General features: G+C 61.4%; 18 protein-coding genes, 1 tRNA gene and 1 pseudogene. 10 read left to right on the forward strand and 10 right to left on the reverse strand.

Annotation, left to right across the window (positions count from 1 at the left end; genetic code table 11):
- Nucleotides 1-238: 238 nt before the first annotated feature.
- Nucleotides 239-520, reverse strand: a complete 282-nt coding sequence (locus tag ACVOLS_RS19385; RefSeq protein WP_481546984.1) for a hypothetical protein — start codon at nt 518-520, stop codon at nt 239-241.
- A 174-nt stretch (nt 521-694) separates the two neighbouring features.
- Between ACVOLS_RS19385 and ACVOLS_RS19390 the strand changes: the two genes are divergently transcribed.
- A complete protein-coding gene (locus ACVOLS_RS19390) occupies nt 695-1,042 on the forward strand; it encodes a Rieske (2Fe-2S) protein (protein WP_481546985.1) in 348 nt (115 codons plus the stop codon).
- Nucleotides 1,043-1,053: 11 nt separating this feature from the next.
- On the opposite strand, the gene ACVOLS_RS19395 is transcribed toward ACVOLS_RS19390, so the two are convergent.
- The 5 genes from ACVOLS_RS19395 to thiS form a co-directional block, all read right to left on the reverse strand.
- On the reverse strand, nt 1,054-1,809 hold the full coding sequence (locus ACVOLS_RS19395) for a hypothetical protein (protein WP_481546986.1): 756 nt from the start codon (nt 1,807-1,809) through the stop codon (nt 1,054-1,056).
- Between the two features lie 43 nt (nt 1,810-1,852).
- Entirely contained in the window at nt 1,853-3,700 is a 1,848-nt protein-coding gene (locus ACVOLS_RS19400; protein WP_481546987.1) for an SLC13 family permease, read from the reverse strand.
- 124 nt (nt 3,701-3,824) lie between these two features.
- On the reverse strand, nt 3,825-4,577 hold the full coding sequence (trmB, locus tag ACVOLS_RS19405; protein WP_282272406.1) for a tRNA (guanosine(46)-N7)-methyltransferase TrmB: 753 nt from the start codon (nt 4,575-4,577) through the stop codon (nt 3,825-3,827).
- Nucleotides 4,577-5,371: a thiazole synthase gene (locus tag ACVOLS_RS19410; protein ID WP_481546988.1), complete on the reverse strand. Its 795-nt coding sequence runs from the start codon at nt 5,369-5,371 to the stop codon at nt 4,577-4,579. Before ACVOLS_RS19410 ends, trmB begins: the two co-directional genes overlap by 1 nt.
- Nucleotides 5,372-5,760: 389 nt before the next feature.
- Complete coding sequence (gene thiS / locus ACVOLS_RS19415; RefSeq protein ID WP_481546989.1) at nt 5,761-5,961, reverse strand: sulfur carrier protein ThiS; 201 nt, start codon at nt 5,959-5,961, stop codon at nt 5,761-5,763.
- Between the two features lie 178 nt (nt 5,962-6,139).
- Here thiS and ACVOLS_RS19420 point away from each other — a divergent pair, with 178 nt between their 5' ends.
- The 5 genes from ACVOLS_RS19420 (at nt 6,140) to ACVOLS_RS19440 (ending at nt 11,751) form a co-directional block, all read left to right on the forward strand.
- A complete protein-coding gene (locus ACVOLS_RS19420; protein WP_481546997.1) occupies nt 6,140-7,927 on the forward strand; it encodes an autotransporter outer membrane beta-barrel domain-containing protein in 1,788 nt (595 codons plus the stop codon).
- Nucleotides 7,928-8,219: 292 nt separating this feature from the next.
- Nucleotides 8,220-8,293: transfer RNA gene (locus tag ACVOLS_RS19425), tRNA-Gly, on the forward strand.
- Between the two features lie 146 nt (nt 8,294-8,439).
- Nucleotides 8,440-9,315 (forward strand): 30S ribosomal protein S6--L-glutamate ligase, encoded by an 876-nt coding sequence (gene rimK / locus ACVOLS_RS19430; RefSeq protein ID WP_282267216.1) that lies wholly within the window; start codon nt 8,440-8,442, stop codon nt 9,313-9,315.
- A 431-nt stretch (nt 9,316-9,746) separates the two neighbouring features.
- Nucleotides 9,747-10,424 carry a response regulator transcription factor gene (locus ACVOLS_RS19435; RefSeq protein WP_057629745.1) on the forward strand — a complete coding sequence of 226 codons (678 nt, stop codon included), beginning with the start codon at nt 9,747-9,749 and terminating at the stop codon, nt 10,422-10,424.
- Nucleotides 10,417-11,751: a sensor histidine kinase gene (locus tag ACVOLS_RS19440; RefSeq protein ID WP_481546990.1), complete on the forward strand. Its 1,335-nt coding sequence runs from the start codon at nt 10,417-10,419 to the stop codon at nt 11,749-11,751. The genes ACVOLS_RS19435 and ACVOLS_RS19440 overlap by 8 nt, the downstream gene beginning before the upstream one ends.
- 299 nt (nt 11,752-12,050) lie before the next feature.
- On the opposite strand, the gene coaE is transcribed toward ACVOLS_RS19440, so the two are convergent.
- The 3 genes from coaE to ACVOLS_RS19455 are packed head-to-tail and all read right to left on the reverse strand — an operon-like array spanning nt 12,051 to nt 14,858.
- Entirely contained in the window at nt 12,051-12,668 is a 618-nt protein-coding gene (coaE, locus tag ACVOLS_RS19445) for a dephospho-CoA kinase (protein ID WP_481546991.1), read from the reverse strand.
- A gap of 56 nt (nt 12,669-12,724) precedes the next feature.
- Nucleotides 12,725-13,591: a prepilin peptidase gene (locus ACVOLS_RS19450; protein WP_481546992.1), complete on the reverse strand. Its 867-nt coding sequence runs from the start codon at nt 13,589-13,591 to the stop codon at nt 12,725-12,727.
- Nucleotides 13,592-13,598: 7 nt separating this feature from the next.
- Complete coding sequence (locus tag ACVOLS_RS19455) at nt 13,599-14,858, reverse strand: type II secretion system F family protein (RefSeq protein ID WP_481546998.1); 1,260 nt, start codon at nt 14,856-14,858, stop codon at nt 13,599-13,601.
- Between the two features lie 487 nt (nt 14,859-15,345).
- On the opposite strand from ACVOLS_RS19455, the pseudogene ACVOLS_RS19460 reads away from it, so the two are divergent.
- The 3 genes and pseudogenes from ACVOLS_RS19460 to ACVOLS_RS19470 all read left to right on the forward strand — a co-directional run.
- A pseudogene (locus ACVOLS_RS19460) lies at nt 15,346-15,445 on the forward strand (prepilin-type N-terminal cleavage/methylation domain-containing protein); the annotation flags it as partial.
- 357 nt (nt 15,446-15,802) lie between these two features.
- A complete protein-coding gene (locus tag ACVOLS_RS19465) occupies nt 15,803-16,138 on the forward strand; it encodes a prepilin-type N-terminal cleavage/methylation domain-containing protein (RefSeq protein ID WP_481546993.1) in 336 nt (111 codons plus the stop codon).
- Nucleotides 16,139-16,210: 72 nt separating this feature from the next.
- Nucleotides 16,211-17,017 (forward strand): sterol desaturase family protein, encoded by an 807-nt coding sequence (locus tag ACVOLS_RS19470; RefSeq protein WP_481546994.1) that lies wholly within the window; start codon nt 16,211-16,213, stop codon nt 17,015-17,017.
- Here the strand turns inward: ACVOLS_RS19470 and ACVOLS_RS19475 are convergent.
- Nucleotides 17,005-17,307, reverse strand: coding sequence for a hypothetical protein (locus tag ACVOLS_RS19475; RefSeq protein WP_481546995.1), 303 nt, complete (start codon nt 17,305-17,307; stop codon nt 17,005-17,007). The two genes, ACVOLS_RS19470 and ACVOLS_RS19475, sit on opposite strands and share 13 nt — an antisense overlap.
- Here ACVOLS_RS19475 and pilB point away from each other — a divergent pair.
- The gene (gene pilB / locus ACVOLS_RS19480; protein ID WP_481546996.1) at nt 17,300-19,030 is read left to right on the forward strand and encodes a type IV-A pilus assembly ATPase PilB; all 1,731 of its coding nucleotides are present in this window, start codon (nt 17,300-17,302) and stop codon (nt 19,028-19,030) included. The genes ACVOLS_RS19475 and pilB overlap by 8 nt on opposite strands.
- Nucleotides 19,031-19,230: the final 200 nt, after the last annotated feature.

The following is a 19,230-nucleotide window of genomic DNA, read 5'->3' on the forward strand; positions in this document are numbered from 1 at the left end:
TGCGGATATGCCGGTGGTTCCAGCAGTGGCGGCTACGCGGCTTACGCCGCTCCCACAGCCTGATCGGACCGGGAAAGCCTCTTTGTAGGAGCGGCGTAAGCCGCGAAGCTGATAGCCGATCCGATTGCGGATATGTCGGTGGTTCCAGCGGTGTCGGCTTCGCGGCTTACGCCGCTCCTACAGTCTGACGGCGTCGGTAAAGCCCCTGCCGAGCATGGCTCGGCACTACAGAAAAGCTTTAGCGCGCTTGCGGCAGGGCGGCTTTGCGGACTACGCGGTATTCGGCATCGACCACGGTCGGGTCGGACTTGCGCATGGTGCGGGCCTTGCGCGACGCAAACAGCTTCCAGGCGATGCCGCCCAGGACCATGGCTGCACCAACAAAAATACCGCCAACAATCAGCACCGCAAGAATTGCGATGCCCAGCAGGCCCAAGGCAATGCGTACCAGCGGGTTACGCGGTTTACGCGGGGCGAACAGGTTGCGCAGCTTGGCGAATTGGACGTAACGGATGTTCATTAAAGTTGGATGACGTTGAGTCTGCTGCCGAGTATCAGGGGCGCGGAGGGCAATTGCGTGAAGTTGTCGTTAATTACTGTCTGAATAGGAGGCTGGACAGGGCCGTGAGTCAGCTTCGTTCGGGGGCACGTCTGCCCATGCGACAATGACTGGCTTACTTGTATCGGTGTTCCAATGTCCAGCGCCATCGCTTCCGGAATCGAACTTTGCCCACTTGAGGCCGTGCCTGATCAAGGCTTCCATGCGGTGGTGGCGGTGATTGATGGCGACGCCGAGACGCTGGTGCTGTACCGCGAAGGCAGCTCGGTGCGCGCATGGTTGAACGTCTGCCCGCATGCAGGGCGCGCGCTGGATTGGGCACCCGGTCAGTTCCTCAAAAGCCGCGAAGGGCACCTTGTGTGCGCGGTGCACGGCGCTTCGTTCGAGCTGGAAGGCGGTGTCTGCGTGGCCGGTCCGTGCAAGGGCGATTCGCTGCGCGCGGTGCCGGTATCGGTCGGAGATGGCAAGGTGTTGCTGGGCTGAGCGCTGCAGGCTCAGCTCTTGTTCTTGTCCTGTACCGGATAGACGCGACTGATCTGGCAGTCGTAGCGGCCGCTGAAGTTTGCCCGATCACCTGGCCGGATCAGCTCGCGTTCCGGGCGGCCCAACGCCATCCTGTCACCTGGATGGCCGCAGACCATGCCGATTCCCATTCCGGAGACCAAGGTCATCGTCTGCGAATTGGCCAGTGCCGGGCAGCCGCTGGCAACTTCAATGCGATAGAAACGATTGCCGGCAGCGCGGTTGGGTGCAACTTCGACGGTGATCCCCTGCGGGCTCTCGCTCCAGCTGCGGACGGCATCAACGCCGACGCAATAATCCGCAGTGCCACGAAAGCCGCGCGAGGGCCGCTCGCTCGCGGCCCCAACCTGCAGGGTTTCGAGGGTGGCCACTTGTCTGTCGCGCTGGCGTAGCAGCTCGGCGTAGCCGCGTGTATCCAAGGGCGCGATCGTGCTGATCGGGCACTGCGCATCGCCGATGACCAGGCTTTCGCCGGGCTCGGCGCATAGCCAGCCGTCTTTGCTGCCGCGCACCGATAGCCGACTTTCCGGTGTAGGGCAGTCCTGTGCGAGATCTACCTTGAAGCGCTGTCCGTCCTTCAACCGTAACGCCAGAGTATTGGGCGTGATGCCCTCGGCACCGCCTATCTGCCGTGCATCGATGCAATGTGCCTGCGGCGGAGTGCGCTGCTCGGCAGAGGCGCTGAGCATGGCCAGAAAACCCAGTGTTCCCAATGCTATCCGTTTCATTGCGATCTCCTACGCTGATCCAGCACAGCTGGCGATTGGTCTGTCAGAACATGATGTTGATCATGATCACCACGATCACGGTGTAGAGCAGTGACAAGGGGCCGCCTACCCGCCACATCTCACGCGGGGTGTACTTGGCCGGGCCCATCGCCATCGAGATCACCGGGTTGGAGGCGGTCATCAGGTTGTTGGACGCCGACAAGGCCACGATCAGCGCGAATGCGGTCGGATTGCCACCCGCAGCCAAGGCCAGGTTGACCGCGATCGGCACCATCACGATGGTCGCGCCGACATGGCTGATCACCAGCGAGAAGGCCGTGGTCAACAACGCCAATGCGATCTCCAGCGCCCATACCGGAATGCCGGCAGGCAGCTTGTCGATGGTATGGCCGGCAATCCAGGCCGCCGCGCCACTGCTGTCCATCGCCCAGCCCAGCGGAATCAGGCCGGCCATCATGAAGATGGTCTTCCAGTTGATCGCCGCATAGGCCTCGTCCATGCGCAGCACGCCCGTCAGCAACATGCCGGCCACGCCGGTGAGCAGGGTCAGGGCCACCGGCAGGTGCGAGGTGAGCGCGATGATGATGGTCAGCGCGAAGATCGCCATCGCGATCTTGAATTTGTGCGGGCGCTGCTCGCCCTTGGGGTAGTCGGTGACCACCACGAAGTCGCGGCTTTCAGCAGCGGTAGCCAGGTCCTGCCAGATGCTGTGGAAGACCAGCATGTCACCGGCACGCAATGCGGTATTGCGCACGTCCTCCCGGATCACCTGTTTGTCGCGGTTGATCGCCAGCAGGCTGATGCCGCGTTCCTTGCGCAGGCGCAACTCGCCAGCGGTCTTGCCGATCAGGCGCGAGGTCGGCGGCACTACTGCTTCGGAAATGCCGGCGCGGGCCGGATTGAACAGGTCGCCCAGCTGCTTCAGCCGCGAGGACATGCGCAGGAACTGGTTCTGCGCGAAGTCCGACACCTGCCGGCGTGGACCCATCACGCCGAGTGCGCTGCCAACCCAGATGCGCATGTCTGCCGGTGGCGACAGGCGTGTGTCATCGCCGGTTTTCAGCGCAAGGAACAGCGGGGCGTCGAACAGGTTTTCAGCCTCGCCGACGGTCATGCCGACCAGCGGACTCTCGGCGGTGACCAGCAGTTCGAAGACATCGCCTTCAATGCCGTAGGCCTTGGCGAAATAGCTTTCTGTTCGGGCCGGGGCCTGTCCATCCTCGCTTTCGGTTTCTTCTTCCTGCAGCTTGCGGCTGCCGTAAAAACGGAAGTACAGCAACGAAGCGATCAGCAGCGCGATACCAATCGGCAGCGGTGCGAACATGCGCAGCGGCTCGATGGTAGCGGTGCCTGAGGGCAGGTTGTTGTTGGCCGACATCAACAAGTCGTTGAGCAGGATCAGCGGTGAGTTGCCGACCATGGTCAGTGCGCCACCCATCACGATGGCGGCGGAAATCGGCAGCAGCTGGCGCTTGAGGGTGAGCGCGGTACGCGAAGCCAGGCGCGAGGCGACCGGCAGGTACAGCGCCATCACCGACGGGTTCTGCATGAACGAGGAGTTCAAGCCGGCGGTGGCACTGGTCAGCAGCAGCAGCCGTTGTTCCAGGCCATGCGAACGCCGCAGCAACCAGCCGGCAAGCCGGTTCAGCGCGCCGGTACGGTCCAGGCCGGCGCCGAGAATGGTGGTGGCGATGATGCTCATCACCGCGTTACCGGAGAAGCCACCGAAGATTTCTTCAGGGGCAATCAGGCCGGTGACGCCCAGCACCACCATCACCACCAAGGCCACTACGTCGGCGCGGATGCGCTCGAACAGGAACATGGCCATCGTGAAGCCCACCAGCCCGAGCACGAGCTTCATATCGGTGGTGAGCGTCAGCGCGGTATCCATCAGGGCAGTGACTTCAAGGAGGAGTGCTGGGACGGTTTGACAGTGCAATCTGCCATCAACGCTGCGCAGGCAGCGTGTTCGGCAATCTCATGGAAGCGTGCAGCTGTCATCGCGTCCTCATCACTCAGCCGGCGTCCGTATTGCCGGGCTTGTCATACAGCAGATCCCAGACGCCATGGCCGAGCTTCTGGCCGCGTGTCTCGAAGTGGGTCTGCGGGCGCCAGTCCGGGCGCGGCACCGCGCCACGCGGGCCTGCGCGGTTGACCAAGCCGGGTGTGGCGTCGAGCACGTCCCACATCTGTTCGGCATAGTCTTCCCAGTCGGTGGCGCAATGCAGGCGGCCACCGACGCGCAGCTTACGCACCAGCAGCTCGGCAAAGCCCGGTTGCACCAGACGGCGCTTGTTGTGACGCTTCTTGTGCCAGGGATCCGGGAAGTAGATGCGGATTTCGTCCAGGGCGCCGTCCGCGATTTCCTTCTCCAGCACCTCGACTGCATCGTGGTGGTAGAGCTTGACGTTGTCGGCATTGTCATCGGCCAAGGCATTGAGCAGGCGGCCGACGCCCGGAGCGTGCACCTCGATGCCGATGTAGTCCTTGGAAGTATCGAACTGTGCCGCGTAGCGCAGTGCGGCGCCGTTGCCGAAGCCAATTTCCAGCACCTTGGGGGCGTTGCGGCCGAAGGTGGCCTGCAGGTCACGCGGCTCGCCATTGAAGTCGATGCCGAAGCGCGGCCAACGGTCGTCGAACGCGCGCTGCTGGGCCGGGGTGAAGCGGCCCTGGCGCAGGACGAAACTTCGGATCTCGCGGCGACCCTCGGTCACGGTGAAGGGCTTGGGCGGTGCCTTGGAGCCCGCGCTGTCAAAAGGATTAGTCATCAGCCGATCAGCCCATCTACGGGGGAGGAAGCGCTGGCATAGCGCTTGCGTGGGATGCGGCCTGCAAGGAAGGCCTCGCGGCCGGCTTCCACAGCCTTGCGCATGGCGCTGGCCATCAACACCGGGTTGCGGGCACCGGCAATGGCGGTGTTCATCAATACGCCGTCGCAGCCCAGCTCCATCGCGATGGCAGCATCCGAGGCGGTGCCAACGCCGGCATCGACGATGATTGGCACCTTGGCGTTCTCGATGATCTCGATCAGGTTGTACTTGTTCTGGATGCCCAGGCCCGAACCAATTGGTGCAGCCAGCGGCATCACCGCGGCGCAGCCGATTTCCTCCAGGCGCTTGGCCAGGATCGGGTCATCGGAGGTGTAGACCATGACGTCGAAACCGTCCTTCACCAGTTGTTCGGCAGCCTTGAACGTTGCCATGACGTCCGGGTACAAGGTCTTCTGGTCGCCCAGCACTTCGAGTTTGGTCAGGTTGTGGCCGTCCAGCAGCTCACGGGCCAGGCGGCAGGTGCGCACCGCGTCTTCGGCGGTATAGCAGCCGGCGGTATTGGGCAGGATCGCGTAGCGGTCCGGCGGCAGTACGTCGAGCAGGTTGGGCTCGCCCGGGTTCTGGCCGATGTTGGTACGGCGGATGGCCACGGTGACGATCTGGGCGCCAGCGGCTTCGGTAGCCAGGCGGGTTTCTTCCAGATCCTTGAACTTGCCGGTGCCGGTCAGCAGCCGGGAGGAATAGGTCTTGCCGGCGATGACCAGCGAATCGGTGGGGACATTTGCATTCATGCCCGAATTATCACCCATCCCGCCGACCTGTAGTGCCGAGCCATGTTCTGCAAGGGCAAGCCAGCACTGTAGTGCCGAGCCATGCTCGGCAGGGAGCTTTCCAGAATGTAGTGCCGAGCCATGCTTGGCAGGAGCTTCATCGGCAATGCCCCAGCGCAGCATTGCTGCGCTCTACAGGTGGGGCCGACAGCTCGCCGCTGTAGCTCCCTCCCTTTGCCGCAGGCAAGGGGAGGGCTGGGGCTGGGGAGGGGTTGGCTTTTCAGCCGCGGCTTACGCTGTTCCTGCAAACATAGCGGGGAAGGCCTCTGCCGAGCATGGCTCGGCACTACCGATGCCATGCAGAGCTCGCTGGGAAGGCCTCTGCCGAGCATGGCTCGGCACTACATGGTTCAGCCGCCGCCCAACGCGTGCACGATTTCCACCACGTCACCGTCCTGCAGTTTGTGGCTCGCATGCTGGCTGCGCGGAATGATGTCGCCGTTGATCTCGACCGCCACGCGGCGCTCGGCCAGCCCTTCGGCGGCCAAAAGTTCGATCAGGGTCAAAGCGGGCTGCAGCTGGCGGGGTTCGCCATTCAGATGGATGTTCATGCCGCCATTCTCGCCAGAGCCGCCGCAAAAGCCCAGCCGACAGACAGTTTGCGGCGGCGCAGCGTGTGTGTCTTACGCGGTAATGAAAACATAACAACGTGCGGCGGCGTATGTCTGTCCGCTTTCCCCCACCCAGGAGTTCAACATGTCTCTTTCCCTCCGCCCGCTGCGCGCCGCCGTGGCTGTCGCCATTGCCTTGGCCGCGGCGCCGGCCATGGCGCAGTCGCCGTATTCCAAGACGGTGTTCTTCGGTGACAGCCTGACCGATACCGGCTACTTCCGTCCGGTACTGATGCAACTGGATCCGAATGCTTCGCTGGTTGGTCGCTTCACCACCAACCCGGGTTGGGTGTGGGCGGACTATATCGCCGACCAGTACGGTACCAACGCCAGTCCCAACGGCAACGGCCAGACCGGTGACAACTACGCCGTTGGCGGCGCGCGCGTGGGTGTGGACACTGTCGGCGCACTGGGTGCCACGCCGTCGATGAAAACCCAGATGACCAAGTACCTGGCCGCCAACGGTGGCAAGGCTGACGCCAATGCGCTGTACACCGTGTGGGGCGGTGCCAATGATCTGTTTGCGGTGCAGGCCGCGCCAGCCCAGGCGCAGGCCATCATCGGCGCGGCGGTGACCGACCAGATCGGCATCGTTGGCACGCTGAAGGCCGCCGGCGCCCAATACGTGATGGTGCCGACCCTGCCGGATATCGGCCTGACCCCGGCCTCACGCGCTGGCGGCGCGGTTGGCATGGCGCAGGGGACCGCGCTGGCCAAGAGCTATAACAACGCCTTGTTTGGTGGCTTGAAGCAGGCCGGGCTGCAGGTGATTCCGGTGGATACCTTCACCATCCTGCAGGAAATCGTCGCCAACCCGGGTACCTATGGCTTCACCAATGTCAGCAACATGGCCTGCACCTCGGCCTCGTCGCTGACCTGCTCGCCGCTGACCCTGGTGGCGTCGAATGCCAACAACACCTATGTGTTCGCCGATGGCGTGCATCCGACCACCGCAGCGCATCAGATCCTCGGCCAGTACGCCATCTCGGTGCTGGAAGCGCCGCGTCTGCAGCAGATCCTGAGCCATTCGGCGCAGACCACCGGTCGTGCCCGTGCCGATCAGGTTGGCGCGCACCTGGGTTCGCGTCCGGCTGATGGCCTGAGCTGGTGGGGCAATGTGCGCGGCGACATGCAGCGCTATGACCATGCCGATCTCTACGATGGCCTCGCACCCGCCGGTCTGTTCGGTGTGGATTGGGCGCGTGACGGCATGGTGCTCGGTGGTTTCGCCGGCTACGGCCGCATGGATGCCGATTTCGGCAACAGCAAGGGTGACTTCACCCAGGATGACACCACCCTGGGCCTGTTCGCGGGCTGGTACGGCGAGCGCGCCTGGGTCAATGGTCAGTTGAGCTATAGCTGGTTGGGCTATGACGTCACCCGCAAGGTGCAGCTCGGCCCGGCTACCCGTGAGCACAAGGGCTCGCCGGACGGCAGCAACCTCACCGCCGCGATCAATGCGGGCTACGAGTTCGGCCAGGCCGGCGGCTTCCGCCATGGTCCGGTAGCCGCCGTGGTCTGGCAGAAGGTGAAGCTGGACGGTTACGTTGAAAGCAACACCAGCGCCACCGCCTTTGGTTATGCCGACCAGGACCTGGATTCGACCGTTGGCCGCATTGGCTGGCAGGCACGCTTCGACGGCGGCAACGTGAAGCCGTATGTGCAGGTCACCTACGACCATGAGTTCGAAGACGGCAAGCAGGCCAGTGCTTGGTTGCAGACCATGGCCGATGTCGGCATGTACAAGGTGCCGGGGTTGGAGTTTGATCGTAACTACGCTACCGCAGTGCTGGGTGCGCGTTTGAACCTGTTCGGCCTGGAAAGCAATATTGGCCTGAGCACCACCACGATGCAGAAGTCCGCACGTGATGCGACGGTGTTCGCCAGCTTTGGCGGCAGCTTCTAAGTTGCCCTGGTAGCAGGTAACGAGGTGTTGTGTGTGGGAGGCGGTGCCGCGTTTGCGGCATCGCCTCTTTTTGTTTTGGCTGTGGGAGAGTGTGTTCGGAACAGCTGCTTGCATGGCCGGCAAACGGCTCGATGGCCCCGGTGGGCGCCGTGCCCCGGGAGCAGGGCGCTGTCCGTCAACAGCCCCGGGTGCGCTGCGCTTACCCGGGCTAAGGGCCGTAAGGACCGCATTCAACCGCAGTGCCGGACATTGCTTTGTCCCTGCGCGGCGCATAGACTTCAGCCTCGCCAAAGCGGGCGTAGCTCAATGGTAGAGCTGTAGCTTCCCAAGCTACTGACGAGGGTTCGATTCCCTTCGCCCGCTCCATTCCTGGCGGATTGCCGGGAAATGCATTCGGCGCGGCGGTGGTCATGTTTTCCCGTCCATGAAGGCCCTCCAAACGCCACGATCAAGATCATCCGGAACCGGTAACGCCGCGATATGCTGCGCGCCTACCGATCACTCCCGCCGCGATGAAACTGGCCATTCTTTCCCGTAATACCAAGCTGTACTCGACCCGCCGTCTGGTCGAAGCTGCACGCAGCCGCGGCCATACCGTGCGCATTCTCGACCCGCTGCGCTGCTATATGCGCATCACCTCCAGTGGCTTTGGCATGCACTACAAGGGCAAGGCGCTGACCGGGATAGACGCGGTGATCCCGCGCATCGGCTCCTCCATTACCCGTTACGGCACCGCGGTGCTGCGCCAGTTCGAGATGATGGGCGCGCGCACCCCCAATCCGTCCGATGCGATCCTGCGCGCGCGCGACAAGCTGCGCGCGCACCAGCTGCTGGCGGCCAAGGGCATCGACATGCCGGTTACCGTGTTCGGCGACAACCCCGACGATACCGATGACCTGCTGTCGATGCTGGGGCCGCCGCCGCATGTGGTGAAGCTCAGCGAGGGCACGCAGGGCAGGGGAGTGATCCTCACAGAGAAGCTCAGTGCTTCCAAGGGCACCGTCGAGGCCCTGCGTGGGCTGTACGCCAACTTTCTCGTGCAGGAATTCATCGCCGAGGCCCAGGGCGCGGACCTGCGCTGCCTGGTGGTGGGTGACCAGGTGGTGGCGACCATGCGCCGCCAGGCGCAGGAAGGGGACTTTCGCTCCAACCTTCACGCTGGCGGCGTTGCCGAGCGGGTGGTCTGCAGCAAGGCCGAGCAGCAGGTGGCGATACGCTCGGCAAAGGCGCTGGGGCTGGGCATTGCCGGCGTGGACCTGATCCGCTCCAAGCGTGGTCCGCTGGTGCTGGAGGTCAATTCCACCCCGGGACTGGAGGGGATCGAGGGGGTCTCAGGGGACGATATCGCCGGACGCATGATCGAATACGTGACCAGCCTCAAGCGCTGAGGCCGGGATGCGATTTCTTTGCATGGTTTTAACAAGCCTTTAATCCGGCTGGCCCTAGCCTGTTTCCACTGTACCCAGCCCTCCTCAGTGGGTCCGGTGATCGGGAATTTTTAAGGCCCTGGCGGTTTCCGTCGGGGCCTTGTTTTTGTTTGCTTATGTTGGGTTGTTGCCGGTGGTGAGCGGCGCTAGAGTGACGACGACAGCAGGGCAACCAACATTGGCTGTGATCACTGCTGGAGCGTTGGGTGTTCCCGTGGTGCTTTTGTCGTTCTGAGTGGGCGCATGAAATGCGGGAGCCTTTGGCAGCTTGGAGCGGACATTGTTGAAGGCTTGGCGCAGGATTGTGAGAAGTTAATGCAGCCTGTGGTGTAATCCATTGCAAGCGAGCCCCCAGGGCATTCGCACTTCCAAAAAAAAAGGTAATCGCACACGTGCGCATTCTTGTAATCGAAGACAACAGCGACATTGCCGCCAATCTTGGCGACTACCTTGAGGACCGTGGACACACGGTCGACTTCGCCGCCGATGGCGTGACCGGCCTGCATCTGGCCGTGGTGCACGAGTTTGATGCGATCGTGCTGGATCTCAATCTGCCGGGCATGGACGGCATCGAAGTCTGCCGCAAGCTGCGCAACGATGCGCGCAAGCAGACGCCGGTGTTGATGCTCACCGCACGTGACTCACTGGACAACAAGCTGGCCGGCTTCGATTCCGGTGCCGATGACTACCTGATCAAGCCGTTCGCGCTGCAGGAAGTTGAAGTGCGCCTCAATGCGTTGTCGCGACGCGGCAAGGGCGCCCACACCCGGGTGCTGGAGGTAGGTGATCTGGAGTACAACCTGGATACGCTGGAAGTGCGTCGCCAAGGCAAGCTGCTGCAGCTCAACCCGACCGCGCTGAAGATCCTGCAGGCATTGATGGAGGCCTCGCCGGCGGTTGTTACCCGGCAGGAGCTGGAGACCCGCGTCTGGGGTGAAGAACTACCCGATTCGGATTCGCTGCGCGTGCATATTCATGGCCTGCGCGCAGTGGTGGACAAGCCGTTTGAAGTACCGATGATCCAGACCCGTCACGGCATTGGTTACCGTATCTCCGCACCCGATGCCTGAATCTGCATTGCCCGAGCCTGTGCGCAAGCGGGGGCGTTACCGCCGCCGCCTGCGTAGCCGCATCATCGTCTCGTTCGTGCTGTTGGGCTTTTGCCTGACGGCACTTTTTGCGTTTGCCACGAACTGGGCGCGGATGCGGGTGGAGAACCAGCTCGTCGAAGATGTGATGAACCGCAACCTCGATGCTTCTTGGCAGAGCTACATGCGCAGTGGCGGTACCGACGTGGTTGCGCCGGTCCAGCAGATGCGTGCGTTCCTGTTCCGTCCTGACAAACTCGATAGCCTGCGCCGTGATTATCCCGAATGGGAGGGGCTGCAGGACGGCATCCACAACATCAGTGGCGAGGATGCCGAGGGCAAGCCCTTCTCTTACAAGGTCGGTGTACGCAAGACGCCGGATGCGTGGTTCTTCATCGCCTACGACATGGGGCAGGCGCTGCGTGGTGAGCAGCAGCTCAACCGGGCGCTGTTCTTGTCGGTGATCATTTTCAGTTTGCTGTCCTGGGTATTGGGCTGGTGGTCTGCGTCACGGGTGATGCGGCCGGTGTCTGACCTGGCCGCCCGCTTGCGCGCCTATCGTGGCGGTAACGCCCATCCCGAGCCACTTGCGCCGCGCTTTCCAGATGATGAGGTGGGGCAGCTGGCCGAGGCGCTTGATGATTACTCGGCGCGTCTGACTGAAGTGGTGCAGCGCGACCGTGAGTTCAATGCCGACGTCAGTCACGAGCTGCGTACGCCGTTGGCAGTGATTCGTGGGGCTACCGAGCTGTTGCTCGCCCGTCCTGGCATTGATGAGAAGGTATTGCAACGTCTGCAGCGCATCCAGCGCGCAGAGCAGCAATGCAGTGATCTGATCGGCTCGCTGCTGCTGTTGTCGCGCAATGAGCGCGCACAAGGTAGCAGCAACGTCGCCCGGGTTGCCGAGCAGTTGCTGGAGTCGCACCGTGCGCAGCTTGGTGGCAAGCCGCTGGAGCTGGCGCTGGAAGGATCACGCGAGCTGGTGATCGACGCGCCGGAGTCGGCGCTGTCGGTGGCGTTGGGCAACCTGATCGGTAATGCCGTCAAGTATTCGCAGGAAGGCAGGGTGCTGGTGCGCGTAGGTAGCAACGCGGTGGAAGTGATCGACAACGGTCCAGGGCTGAGCGAGAAAGATGCCGCCAGCTTGTTCCAGCGCGGTTATCGCGGCACCCACGCAGGGCATTCGCAGGGCGGCGGTATCGGTCTTTCCATCGTCAGCCGGCTCTGTGCGCTGTACGGCTGGCAGGTGGATATCCGTCCGGGTGCGGAGCGCGGTGTTATTGCGACGTTGACGTTTTCGCCTGAGTAGTCCCGGTCAGAGTGAGCGCAGAAATGTCGCCAGGGCAATACTGCTGATTCGAGCGTCCGAGTGCCCCGGAATCCGATGGCAGACTGTCGGGATCGAATTTTTTGTAGAAGCGGCGTAAGCCGCGAAGCAAGCAGATCATCACCTGGAGATGTTTGGGCTGCGCGAGCCTCGCGGCTTGCGCAGCTCCCACATGCGCCGCAGGCCACTGCATCAACTGCTCATATGCCGGTAGCGCGGCGTAGTTGAAATGAACAGCATCAGGGTGCAGGACAAGGGACCCTCTCCACGGATGGTTGGAGTCATCGCCCCGCTGCGGCAAGCTGTCGGTAGCGCGTGTCGAGTGCTCCGATATGCGCCTGCAGCGCATCCGGATGGCCATCATTGACGATCACATCGTCAGCTAATGCCAAGCGCTGCGCGCGGCTGGCCTGGGCCTGGATCATGCGCTCGGCCAGCGCGGCATCGATGTTGTCGCGACTGAGCAGGCGCGCATGTTGCACCTCCTCGGGGGCGTCCACCACCAGGACACGTTGCAGCCAAGGGTAGGTCGCCCGTCCACCCGCTTCGGTGAGGAGTGGAATGGCTGCAATCGCATAGGGGCTGGCGGCTGCTTCGCAGACGCCACGCACGCGGGCACGGATGGCGGGGTGGGTGATGGCTTCAAGCGCGCGGCGTTCGTCGGCATTGGCGAACACGCGCTGGCGCAGGTAGGCGCGATCCAGGCTGCCATCGGCCTGCAGGACCGCGCTGCCAAACAGCTCGGTAATCGCCGCAAGGCCGGGGCTGCCAATCGCTACTACCTCTCGGGCTGCGACATCCGCATCTGCGACGGTGATGCCCAGGGCCTCGAAGCGCCGGCTGACTTCACTCTTGCCCGAGGCGATGCCGCCGGTCAGTCCAACGATGAAGCTGCTCATGCAATGACTCCAAAAACGACAATGGCCCTTGAAGGGCCATTGTCGCTTGCGATCGTCTATTGCTGAAAGCCTGCCAGTCGCATGTAGCCGCCTATCATCTGGTCGCCCCACATGAAGACCAGCCAGCCGGCGATGGCCAGGTAGGGACCGAATGGGATCGGTGTGGCGCGGTCGCGGCCGCGCGAGTACAGCCAGATCGAGCCGATGATGGCGCCGACCAGCGACGACAACAGGATGATCGGCAGGATGCCCTTCAGTCCGCACCAGGCACCCAGTGCCGCCAGCAGCTTGAAGTCGCCGTGGCCAATACCTTCCTTGCCCGTGATCTGCTTGTACAGCCACCACACTGTCCATAGCGACAGGTAGCCAACCGCGGCACCTATCAATGCTGGCTTGGTGGGCATGTACAGGTTGTCCATGCTGCCGATCAGGCCCAGCCACATCAATGGGATGGTGAGCTGGTCTGGCAGCAGTTGGGTGCGCAGGTCGATGCCGGACAGCGCCACCAGGAAGCAGCTCAGCACGATCGCACCAAAGCCCTGCCAGCCGAAGCCGAACTGCCAGACGCTGGCCAACACCATCAGCGCGGTAACCAACTCCACGATCGGATACTGGATGGAGATCGGCGCCTGGCAATGCCGGCATTTGCCGCGCTGGATCAGCCAGCTGAACAGCGGGATGTTCTCGTACCAGCTCAGCTTGTGCTTGCAGTGCGGGCAGTGCGAAGGCTCCACCACGATGCCGGGCGGCGGCGGTTCATAGATGTCGGGCAGTTCGAGGATTTCGCGCGCATCGCGCTTCCACTGCCACTCCATGCGCTTGGGCAAGCGCAGGATCACCACATTGAGGAAGCTGCCGATCAGCAGTCCCAGTCCGGCCGCGGCGGGGTAGCCGAGGCCGGGATGCTGATCAAGAAAAGCCATTCGCTAATTATCCAACAACGGAAGCAAGTTTGAAGATTGGCAGGTACATGCCGATGACCATGCCGCCAACAACGGTGCCGATGAAGACCATGATCAGGGGTTCCAGCAGGCTGCTCAGGGCGTCCACCGAATTGTTGACCTCCTGCTCGAAGTACTCGGCCACCTTGAACAGCATGGTATCCAGCGCGCCGGCCTCTTCGCCGATGGCCGTCATCTGCACCACCATATGCGGGAACAGGTTTACCTGCTTCATCGCCATGTTGACCGGGTAGCCGACCGACACATCGTCACGCATGCGCAGTACGGCGTCTTCATAGGTCTTGTTGCCGGTGGCGCCAGCAACAATGCCCAGGGCTTCCACCAGCGGTACGCCGGCCTTGAAGGTAACGGCAGTCGTACGGGCAAAGCGGGCAATGGCACTGTTGTGCATGATCTGACCGATCACCGGCACTTTCAGGATCAAGCGATCCAGTGTGTGCTGCATCTGAGGAGATCGTTTGTAAAGGTAGGTTATCCCCCCAATAGTACCGACCGCGAGCAGTAGCAGCGCCCACCACCACTTCACCATCAGGCGGGAAGCCGCCACGATCATCTGGGTGAACACGGGTAGATCGGTTCCGAAGCTCTTGAATATGTCCTCGAACTGGGGGACGACCCAGATGAGCAACACCGAGCTGACCAGAATAGCCACAGCGACCACCATTGCTGGGTAAAACAGCGCCTTCTTGATCTTGCCTTTCAGTGACTCAAGGTTTTCCTGATAGTTGGCAATCGTCTCCAGCACGGTTTCCAGGACGCCGGCACCTTCGCCGGCGCGCACCAGGTTCCGATAAAGCTCATCAAACTGCACCGGGTGCTTGCTGATCGCTTCGTACAGCGATGAGCCGCCCTCCAGATCAGCCCGGATCGTGCCCACCAGTTTGGCCATGCGCGGGTTCTTGTGGCCGCTGCCGATGATCTCCAGTGCGCTGACAATGGGTACGCCGGACTTCATCATGGTCGCCATCTGGCGACTGAAGAACGCGATGTCCTTTGGTTTGACAGGCTTGCCTGCGGCCCCGAACAGAGGCTTGGGCTTGGGCTTGACCACGGTTGGGGTGATGCCCAGGCGGCGCAGCTCGGCCTTCAACAGGTTCGCATTCTTGGCGTCCTGCTCGCCTTTCATCTTCACGCCGCGCTTGTCTGTTCCCTCCCAGACAAACGGCAGCATCTGGCTGGTGTTGCGTCCAGCCTGCTCTTTATTGATCGCGTTGCGGGTAACGGCCATTTTCTCTCCCCGTCCAGCCATCCCCAGGCCAGACAACATCGGCATGGTAGCTCGTCAAACGGCTGTAGGCACAGTCTGGGAGCAAGCTTTTTTGGAGGGGTGGGTCACATCGTAGTCGCCTTTCCGGTGTTGAGCCTGCAATGGACGCTATCCGGGCGGATTGGAGGCTGTTGGATCCCCGTGGGTCTGAAGCGGCGGCTCTTTGCTGCGACAACGCCGCTCCAAGTGACTTTTGAACAAGGGGGAGAAGCCTTGCTTGCCAGGTAGCTTTGTGGAATTGCGTCACAAAGTGACGCGCCGGGTCACCTTGTGGTGCTGTTCCTGAAACGAGCCAGCGGGGCTTCCTTTCTTTGGCGATGCTGCCATCATTGTCCGTGGGGAGCAGGGGGCTGCTGGGAAGTTGGCACGCAATCTGCTTTGTAACCCCATGCGCGCAGGCATATGTCTGCAACCATGCTCACAATCCAAACCTCTAGGGGATGTACTCATGAAGAAGCAACAGGGCTTTACCCTGATCGAATTGATGATCGTGGTTGCGATCATTGCCATCCTGGCAGCTATCGCTCTGCCGGCTTACAACAACTACCGCGTGAAGTCGGCTGAAGGTGCTTGCCTTGCTGAAGCCAAGGCTTACATGAATTCGGCTGTGGCCGCTATTCAGGGTGGTTTCTCGGCTGACGAAGTTCCTACGCCGGCTGCCAAGGCATGCTCCGCCCCGACTGCAAAGTTGACTGCGGCTCAAGTTACTGCTGGTGATGCCATCACCTTTACTCCGAAGACGCCGGGTACCAAGGTGACTTCGTGTAAGGCTGACACTGCTGCTTGCGATCCGCCGGCCGCGCCGGCCACGCCGGCCCCGTAATTCGGGTGTTAGTCTTGAAAAACCCCGCCTAGGCGGGGTTTTTCTTCAGAGGGTTGTTCTGATTAATGGGGGGGAGCAGACGATGTTTCTGAGACAGCGGGGTTTTACGCTGATTGAGTTGATGATCGTGGTTGCGATCATTGCAATCCTGGCGGCGATCGCGTTGCCGGCTTACAACAGCTACAGGGTCAAGGCGGCAGAGGGGGCTTGTCTGGCGGAAATGAAGAGTTATGCGAGTTTTGCACTTGCTACCCTGCATAATGACGACACGCCCAGCTCTGCACCTAAAAAGGCTTGTCAAGCAGCGGACGACGCCGCGTCGTTCGATGTCGACATTACCGGGACGCCTAAGGCGCCAGGAACCCGGCTTGCCACATGTGATATGGATACGGGAAACTGCTTGCTCGCTACCCCGTAGTTTTCGCTAGGTCTGTCTTGCATAGGTCAAAGCGCCTCATCGACCCTTTTCTGCATACATTCAGGGGCAACAATGAGTTGGCTTTGGTATTTCAGATTGATTGCCGAGACTTTGCTCGGGGTGATGACCTTGTCTGCGCTCGCTCTTTGCCTGGCATTATGGGTGAATCGGAGTCAGTTGCGCGACTGGGTCGTCGGGTTTGAGGTCCGATCAGTTCGCTTTAATATTACCGTTTTGCTCGTTGATACGGTCCTCGTTTTGGCGCCGCTCTCATTGCTTTTGACTTTCCTGGTCAATTTGATGGAGCCAATAAGTCTTAGGCTTTTTTCGCATGTTTCAGGTGGCGTGATTGCTGTGCCGCTGTGCGTGCTGCTTGCCGTTTTTGTGGGTGATTTTGTTTCATATTGGCGGCATCGACTTGAGCACACGGGCTGGTTCTGGAAGGTGCACATCATGCATCACAGTGATCGGCAAATGAATTGGACGACAATTTATCGATTCCATCCCATCAACCGTCTAACGACCGTGATAATTGATGGGGGGGCATTGGCTTTTATAGGTTTTCCATGGTGGGCTTTGGCGATCAATGCCCTTGTCAGGCATTACTATGGTGCTTTTGTTCACGTGAACCTGCCTTGGACATTTGGTCGTTTGAGCTGGATATTTGTATCTCCCGCCATGCATCGGTGGCATCACGTCCTCGAGGGCGACGGGGTAGGTAAAAATTTCGCGACCGTCTTTTCCATCTTTGACCGTGTGTTTCGCACTTACCACTGCCCAGGCCCATGCTCATCGAGCCTCGGAGTTTCGGGTGTTTATGATCGCCAGATGCTCTGGCAGTTTTTAGTTCCTTTCAGTTCAAAAGGTCATCCTGATTGATGTTTCGAGTCGCATGAAGTGACAAGCGCTGAGCCATTCCGTGTGATCCTGATGTCGAATGTTCTGTCTGACGATCGGTATTGATTTTTCACAGGTGTTTGCTCTCTGATGGTTTGCTTGCGCGAATCTGCGGGTACTGAAGCATCGGCGAAGAACGTTTGCAGGGCATAGCCACGCACGGCGGAGAATGTGCTGGTGACCTCCAATCGAGCATGGCTTGGCTCTACATGTGCTAAAGCCTTGCGTACAATCACCAGGTTGTCGTCCGGCTCAAGGGAAACCATGAACACTGCAGTCACCGCCAATCTGGTTGGCATCACCGGGATTGCCCGCCGTCTGGTCCAGGACGGCGCGCTGGATGAGGCCGCAGCCCGTACCGCGATGGCCCAGGCTGGTGAGGCTAGGGTGCCGTTGGCGCAGTGGCTGGCTGACAAGAAGCTGGTGAATGCCTCGCATATGGCGGCTGCCAATGCGATGGAGTTCGGTATGCCGTTGCTGGATGTGTCGGTATTCGACCCCAACCAGAACGCGATGAAGCTGGTCAGCGAGGAGTTGCTGCGCAAGCACCATGTGCTGCCGCTGTTCAAGCGTGGCGGCAAGTTGTTCGTCGGCACCAGCAATCCGACCCAGCAGCTGGATGAGATCAAGTTTCAGACCAACCTGGTGGTCGAGCCGATCCTGGTCGATGAGGAGCAGATCCGTCGCACGCTGGACCTATGGATGGCCAGCAACGATTCGCTGGGGGATGGTCTCGGTGGAGACGACGAGGGCATGGGCGATCTGGATGTCGCCGCCGGTGATGACGACATGGCTGGCGGTGGCGACACCGGCGTCGATGCCAAGGGCGATGACACGCCGGTCGTCAAATTCGTCAACAAGGCCCTGGTGGACGCGATCCGCAAGGGTGCCTCGGATATCCATTTCGAGCCCTACGAAGACGATTATCGGGTGCGCTTTCGTATTGACGGCCTGCTCAAGACCGTGGCCAAGGCGCCGGTCAAGTTGAACCAGCGTATTGCTGCGCGCTTGAAGGTCATGGCCCAGCTGGACATCGCCGAGAAGCGCGTGCCGCAGGATGGGCGCATCAAGCTGAATCTGTCCAAGACCAAGCAGATCGACTTCCGCGTCAGTACCTTGCCGACCTTGTTCGGCGAGAAGGTGGTGTTGCGTATTCTTGATGGCAGTGCGGCCAAGCTGGGTATCGACAAGCTGGGTTACGAGCCGGAGCAGCAGAAGCTGTTTCTGGAGGCCATCCACAAGCCTTACGGCATGGTGCTGGTCACCGGTCCTACCGGTTCGGGTAAGACGGTGTCGTTGTATACCGCACTGGGCATCCTCAACGACGATACCCGCAATATCTCCACCGCCGAGGACCCGGTGGAAATCCGCCTGCCTGGCGTCAACCAGGTGCAGCAGAACAACAAGCGCGGCATGACCTTTGCCGCGGCACTGCGATCGTTCCTGCGACAGGATCCGGACATCATCATGGTCGGCGAAATCCGTGACCTTGAGACCGCGGAGATCGCGATCAAGGCTGCGCAGACTGGCCACATGGTGCTGTCCACGCTGCATACCAACGATGCGCCGCAGACCATCGCGCGTTTGATGAACATGGGTATTGCGCCCTACAACATCACCTCGTCGGTGACCCTGGTGATCGCCCAGCGTCTGGCGCGGCGCCTGTGCAGCAACTGCAAGCGTCCGCAGCAGTTGCCTGAGAACGCGCTGCTGGCCGAAGGCTTTACCGCCGAGCAGATCGCCAAGGGCATAAATCTCCATGAGCCGGTCGGCTGCGAGGAGTGCACCGAAGGCTACAAGGGTCGTACCGGTATCTACCAGGTGATGCCGATGACCGATGACATTGCGGCAATCGTCCTGCAGGGCGGCAATGCGATGGATATTGCTGCCGCCGCGCAGAAAATCGGGATCAACGACCTGCGTCAGTCGGCGTTGGTGAAGGCGGCGCAGGGCATTACCAGCCTGGCCGAGATCAACCGCGTCACCAAGGACTAAGTCCCCGTGGTGCCGAGCCATGCTCGGCAGGGGGGCGATAATAAAGCACATGTAGTGCCGAGCCATGCTCGGCAGAGGCTTTGCCGGTAATCCCGCACATGTAGTGGGGGGCGCGGGGGGGGCCGCCCCCGCTGCGCCGATGACCACCACAGCCACGTGCGGGCCAAGCACGGTCCCCCCCCCCCCGCCCGCCCGCGGGC

Source organism: Stenotrophomonas sp. STEN038 (assembly GCF_056759895.1).

Bases quoted from the DNA above. Each gene is read 5' to 3' on its own strand.
- ACVOLS_RS19470 (WP_481546994.1), top strand. From the start codon at position 16,211: ATGAGTTGGCTTTGGTATTTCAGATTGATTGCCGAGACTTTGCTCGGG.
- ACVOLS_RS19385 (WP_481546984.1), bottom strand. From the start codon at position 520: ATGAACATCCGTTACGTCCAATTCGCCAAGCTGCGCAACCTGTTCGCC.
- rimK (WP_282267216.1), top strand. From the start codon at position 8,440: ATGAAACTGGCCATTCTTTCCCGTAATACCAAGCTGTACTCGACCCGC.
- coaE (WP_481546991.1), bottom strand. From the start codon at position 12,668: ATGAGCAGCTTCATCGTTGGACTGACCGGCGGCATCGCCTCGGGCAAG.
- pilB (WP_481546996.1), top strand. From the start codon at position 17,300: ATGAACACTGCAGTCACCGCCAATCTGGTTGGCATCACCGGGATTGCC.
- trmB (WP_282272406.1), bottom strand. From the start codon at position 4,577: ATGACTAATCCTTTTGACAGCGCGGGCTCCAAGGCACCGCCCAAGCCC.
- ACVOLS_RS19450 (WP_481546992.1), bottom strand. From the start codon at position 13,591: ATGGCTTTTCTTGATCAGCATCCCGGCCTCGGCTACCCCGCCGCGGCC.
- thiS (WP_481546989.1), bottom strand. From the start codon at position 5,961: ATGAACATCCATCTGAATGGCGAACCCCGCCAGCTGCAGCCCGCTTTG.
- ACVOLS_RS19455 (WP_481546998.1), bottom strand. From the start codon at position 14,858: ATGGCCGTTACCCGCAACGCGATCAATAAAGAGCAGGCTGGACGCAAC.
- ACVOLS_RS19410 (WP_481546988.1), bottom strand. From the start codon at position 5,371: ATGAATGCAAATGTCCCCACCGATTCGCTGGTCATCGCCGGCAAGACC.
- ACVOLS_RS19440 (WP_481546990.1), top strand. From the start codon at position 10,417: ATGCCTGAATCTGCATTGCCCGAGCCTGTGCGCAAGCGGGGGCGTTAC.
- ACVOLS_RS19400 (WP_481546987.1), bottom strand. From the start codon at position 3,700: ATGGATACCGCGCTGACGCTCACCACCGATATGAAGCTCGTGCTCGGG.
- ACVOLS_RS19395 (WP_481546986.1), bottom strand. From the start codon at position 1,809: ATGAAACGGATAGCATTGGGAACACTGGGTTTTCTGGCCATGCTCAGC.
- ACVOLS_RS19390 (WP_481546985.1), top strand. From the start codon at position 695: ATGTCCAGCGCCATCGCTTCCGGAATCGAACTTTGCCCACTTGAGGCC.
- ACVOLS_RS19465 (WP_481546993.1), top strand. From the start codon at position 15,803: ATGTTTCTGAGACAGCGGGGTTTTACGCTGATTGAGTTGATGATCGTG.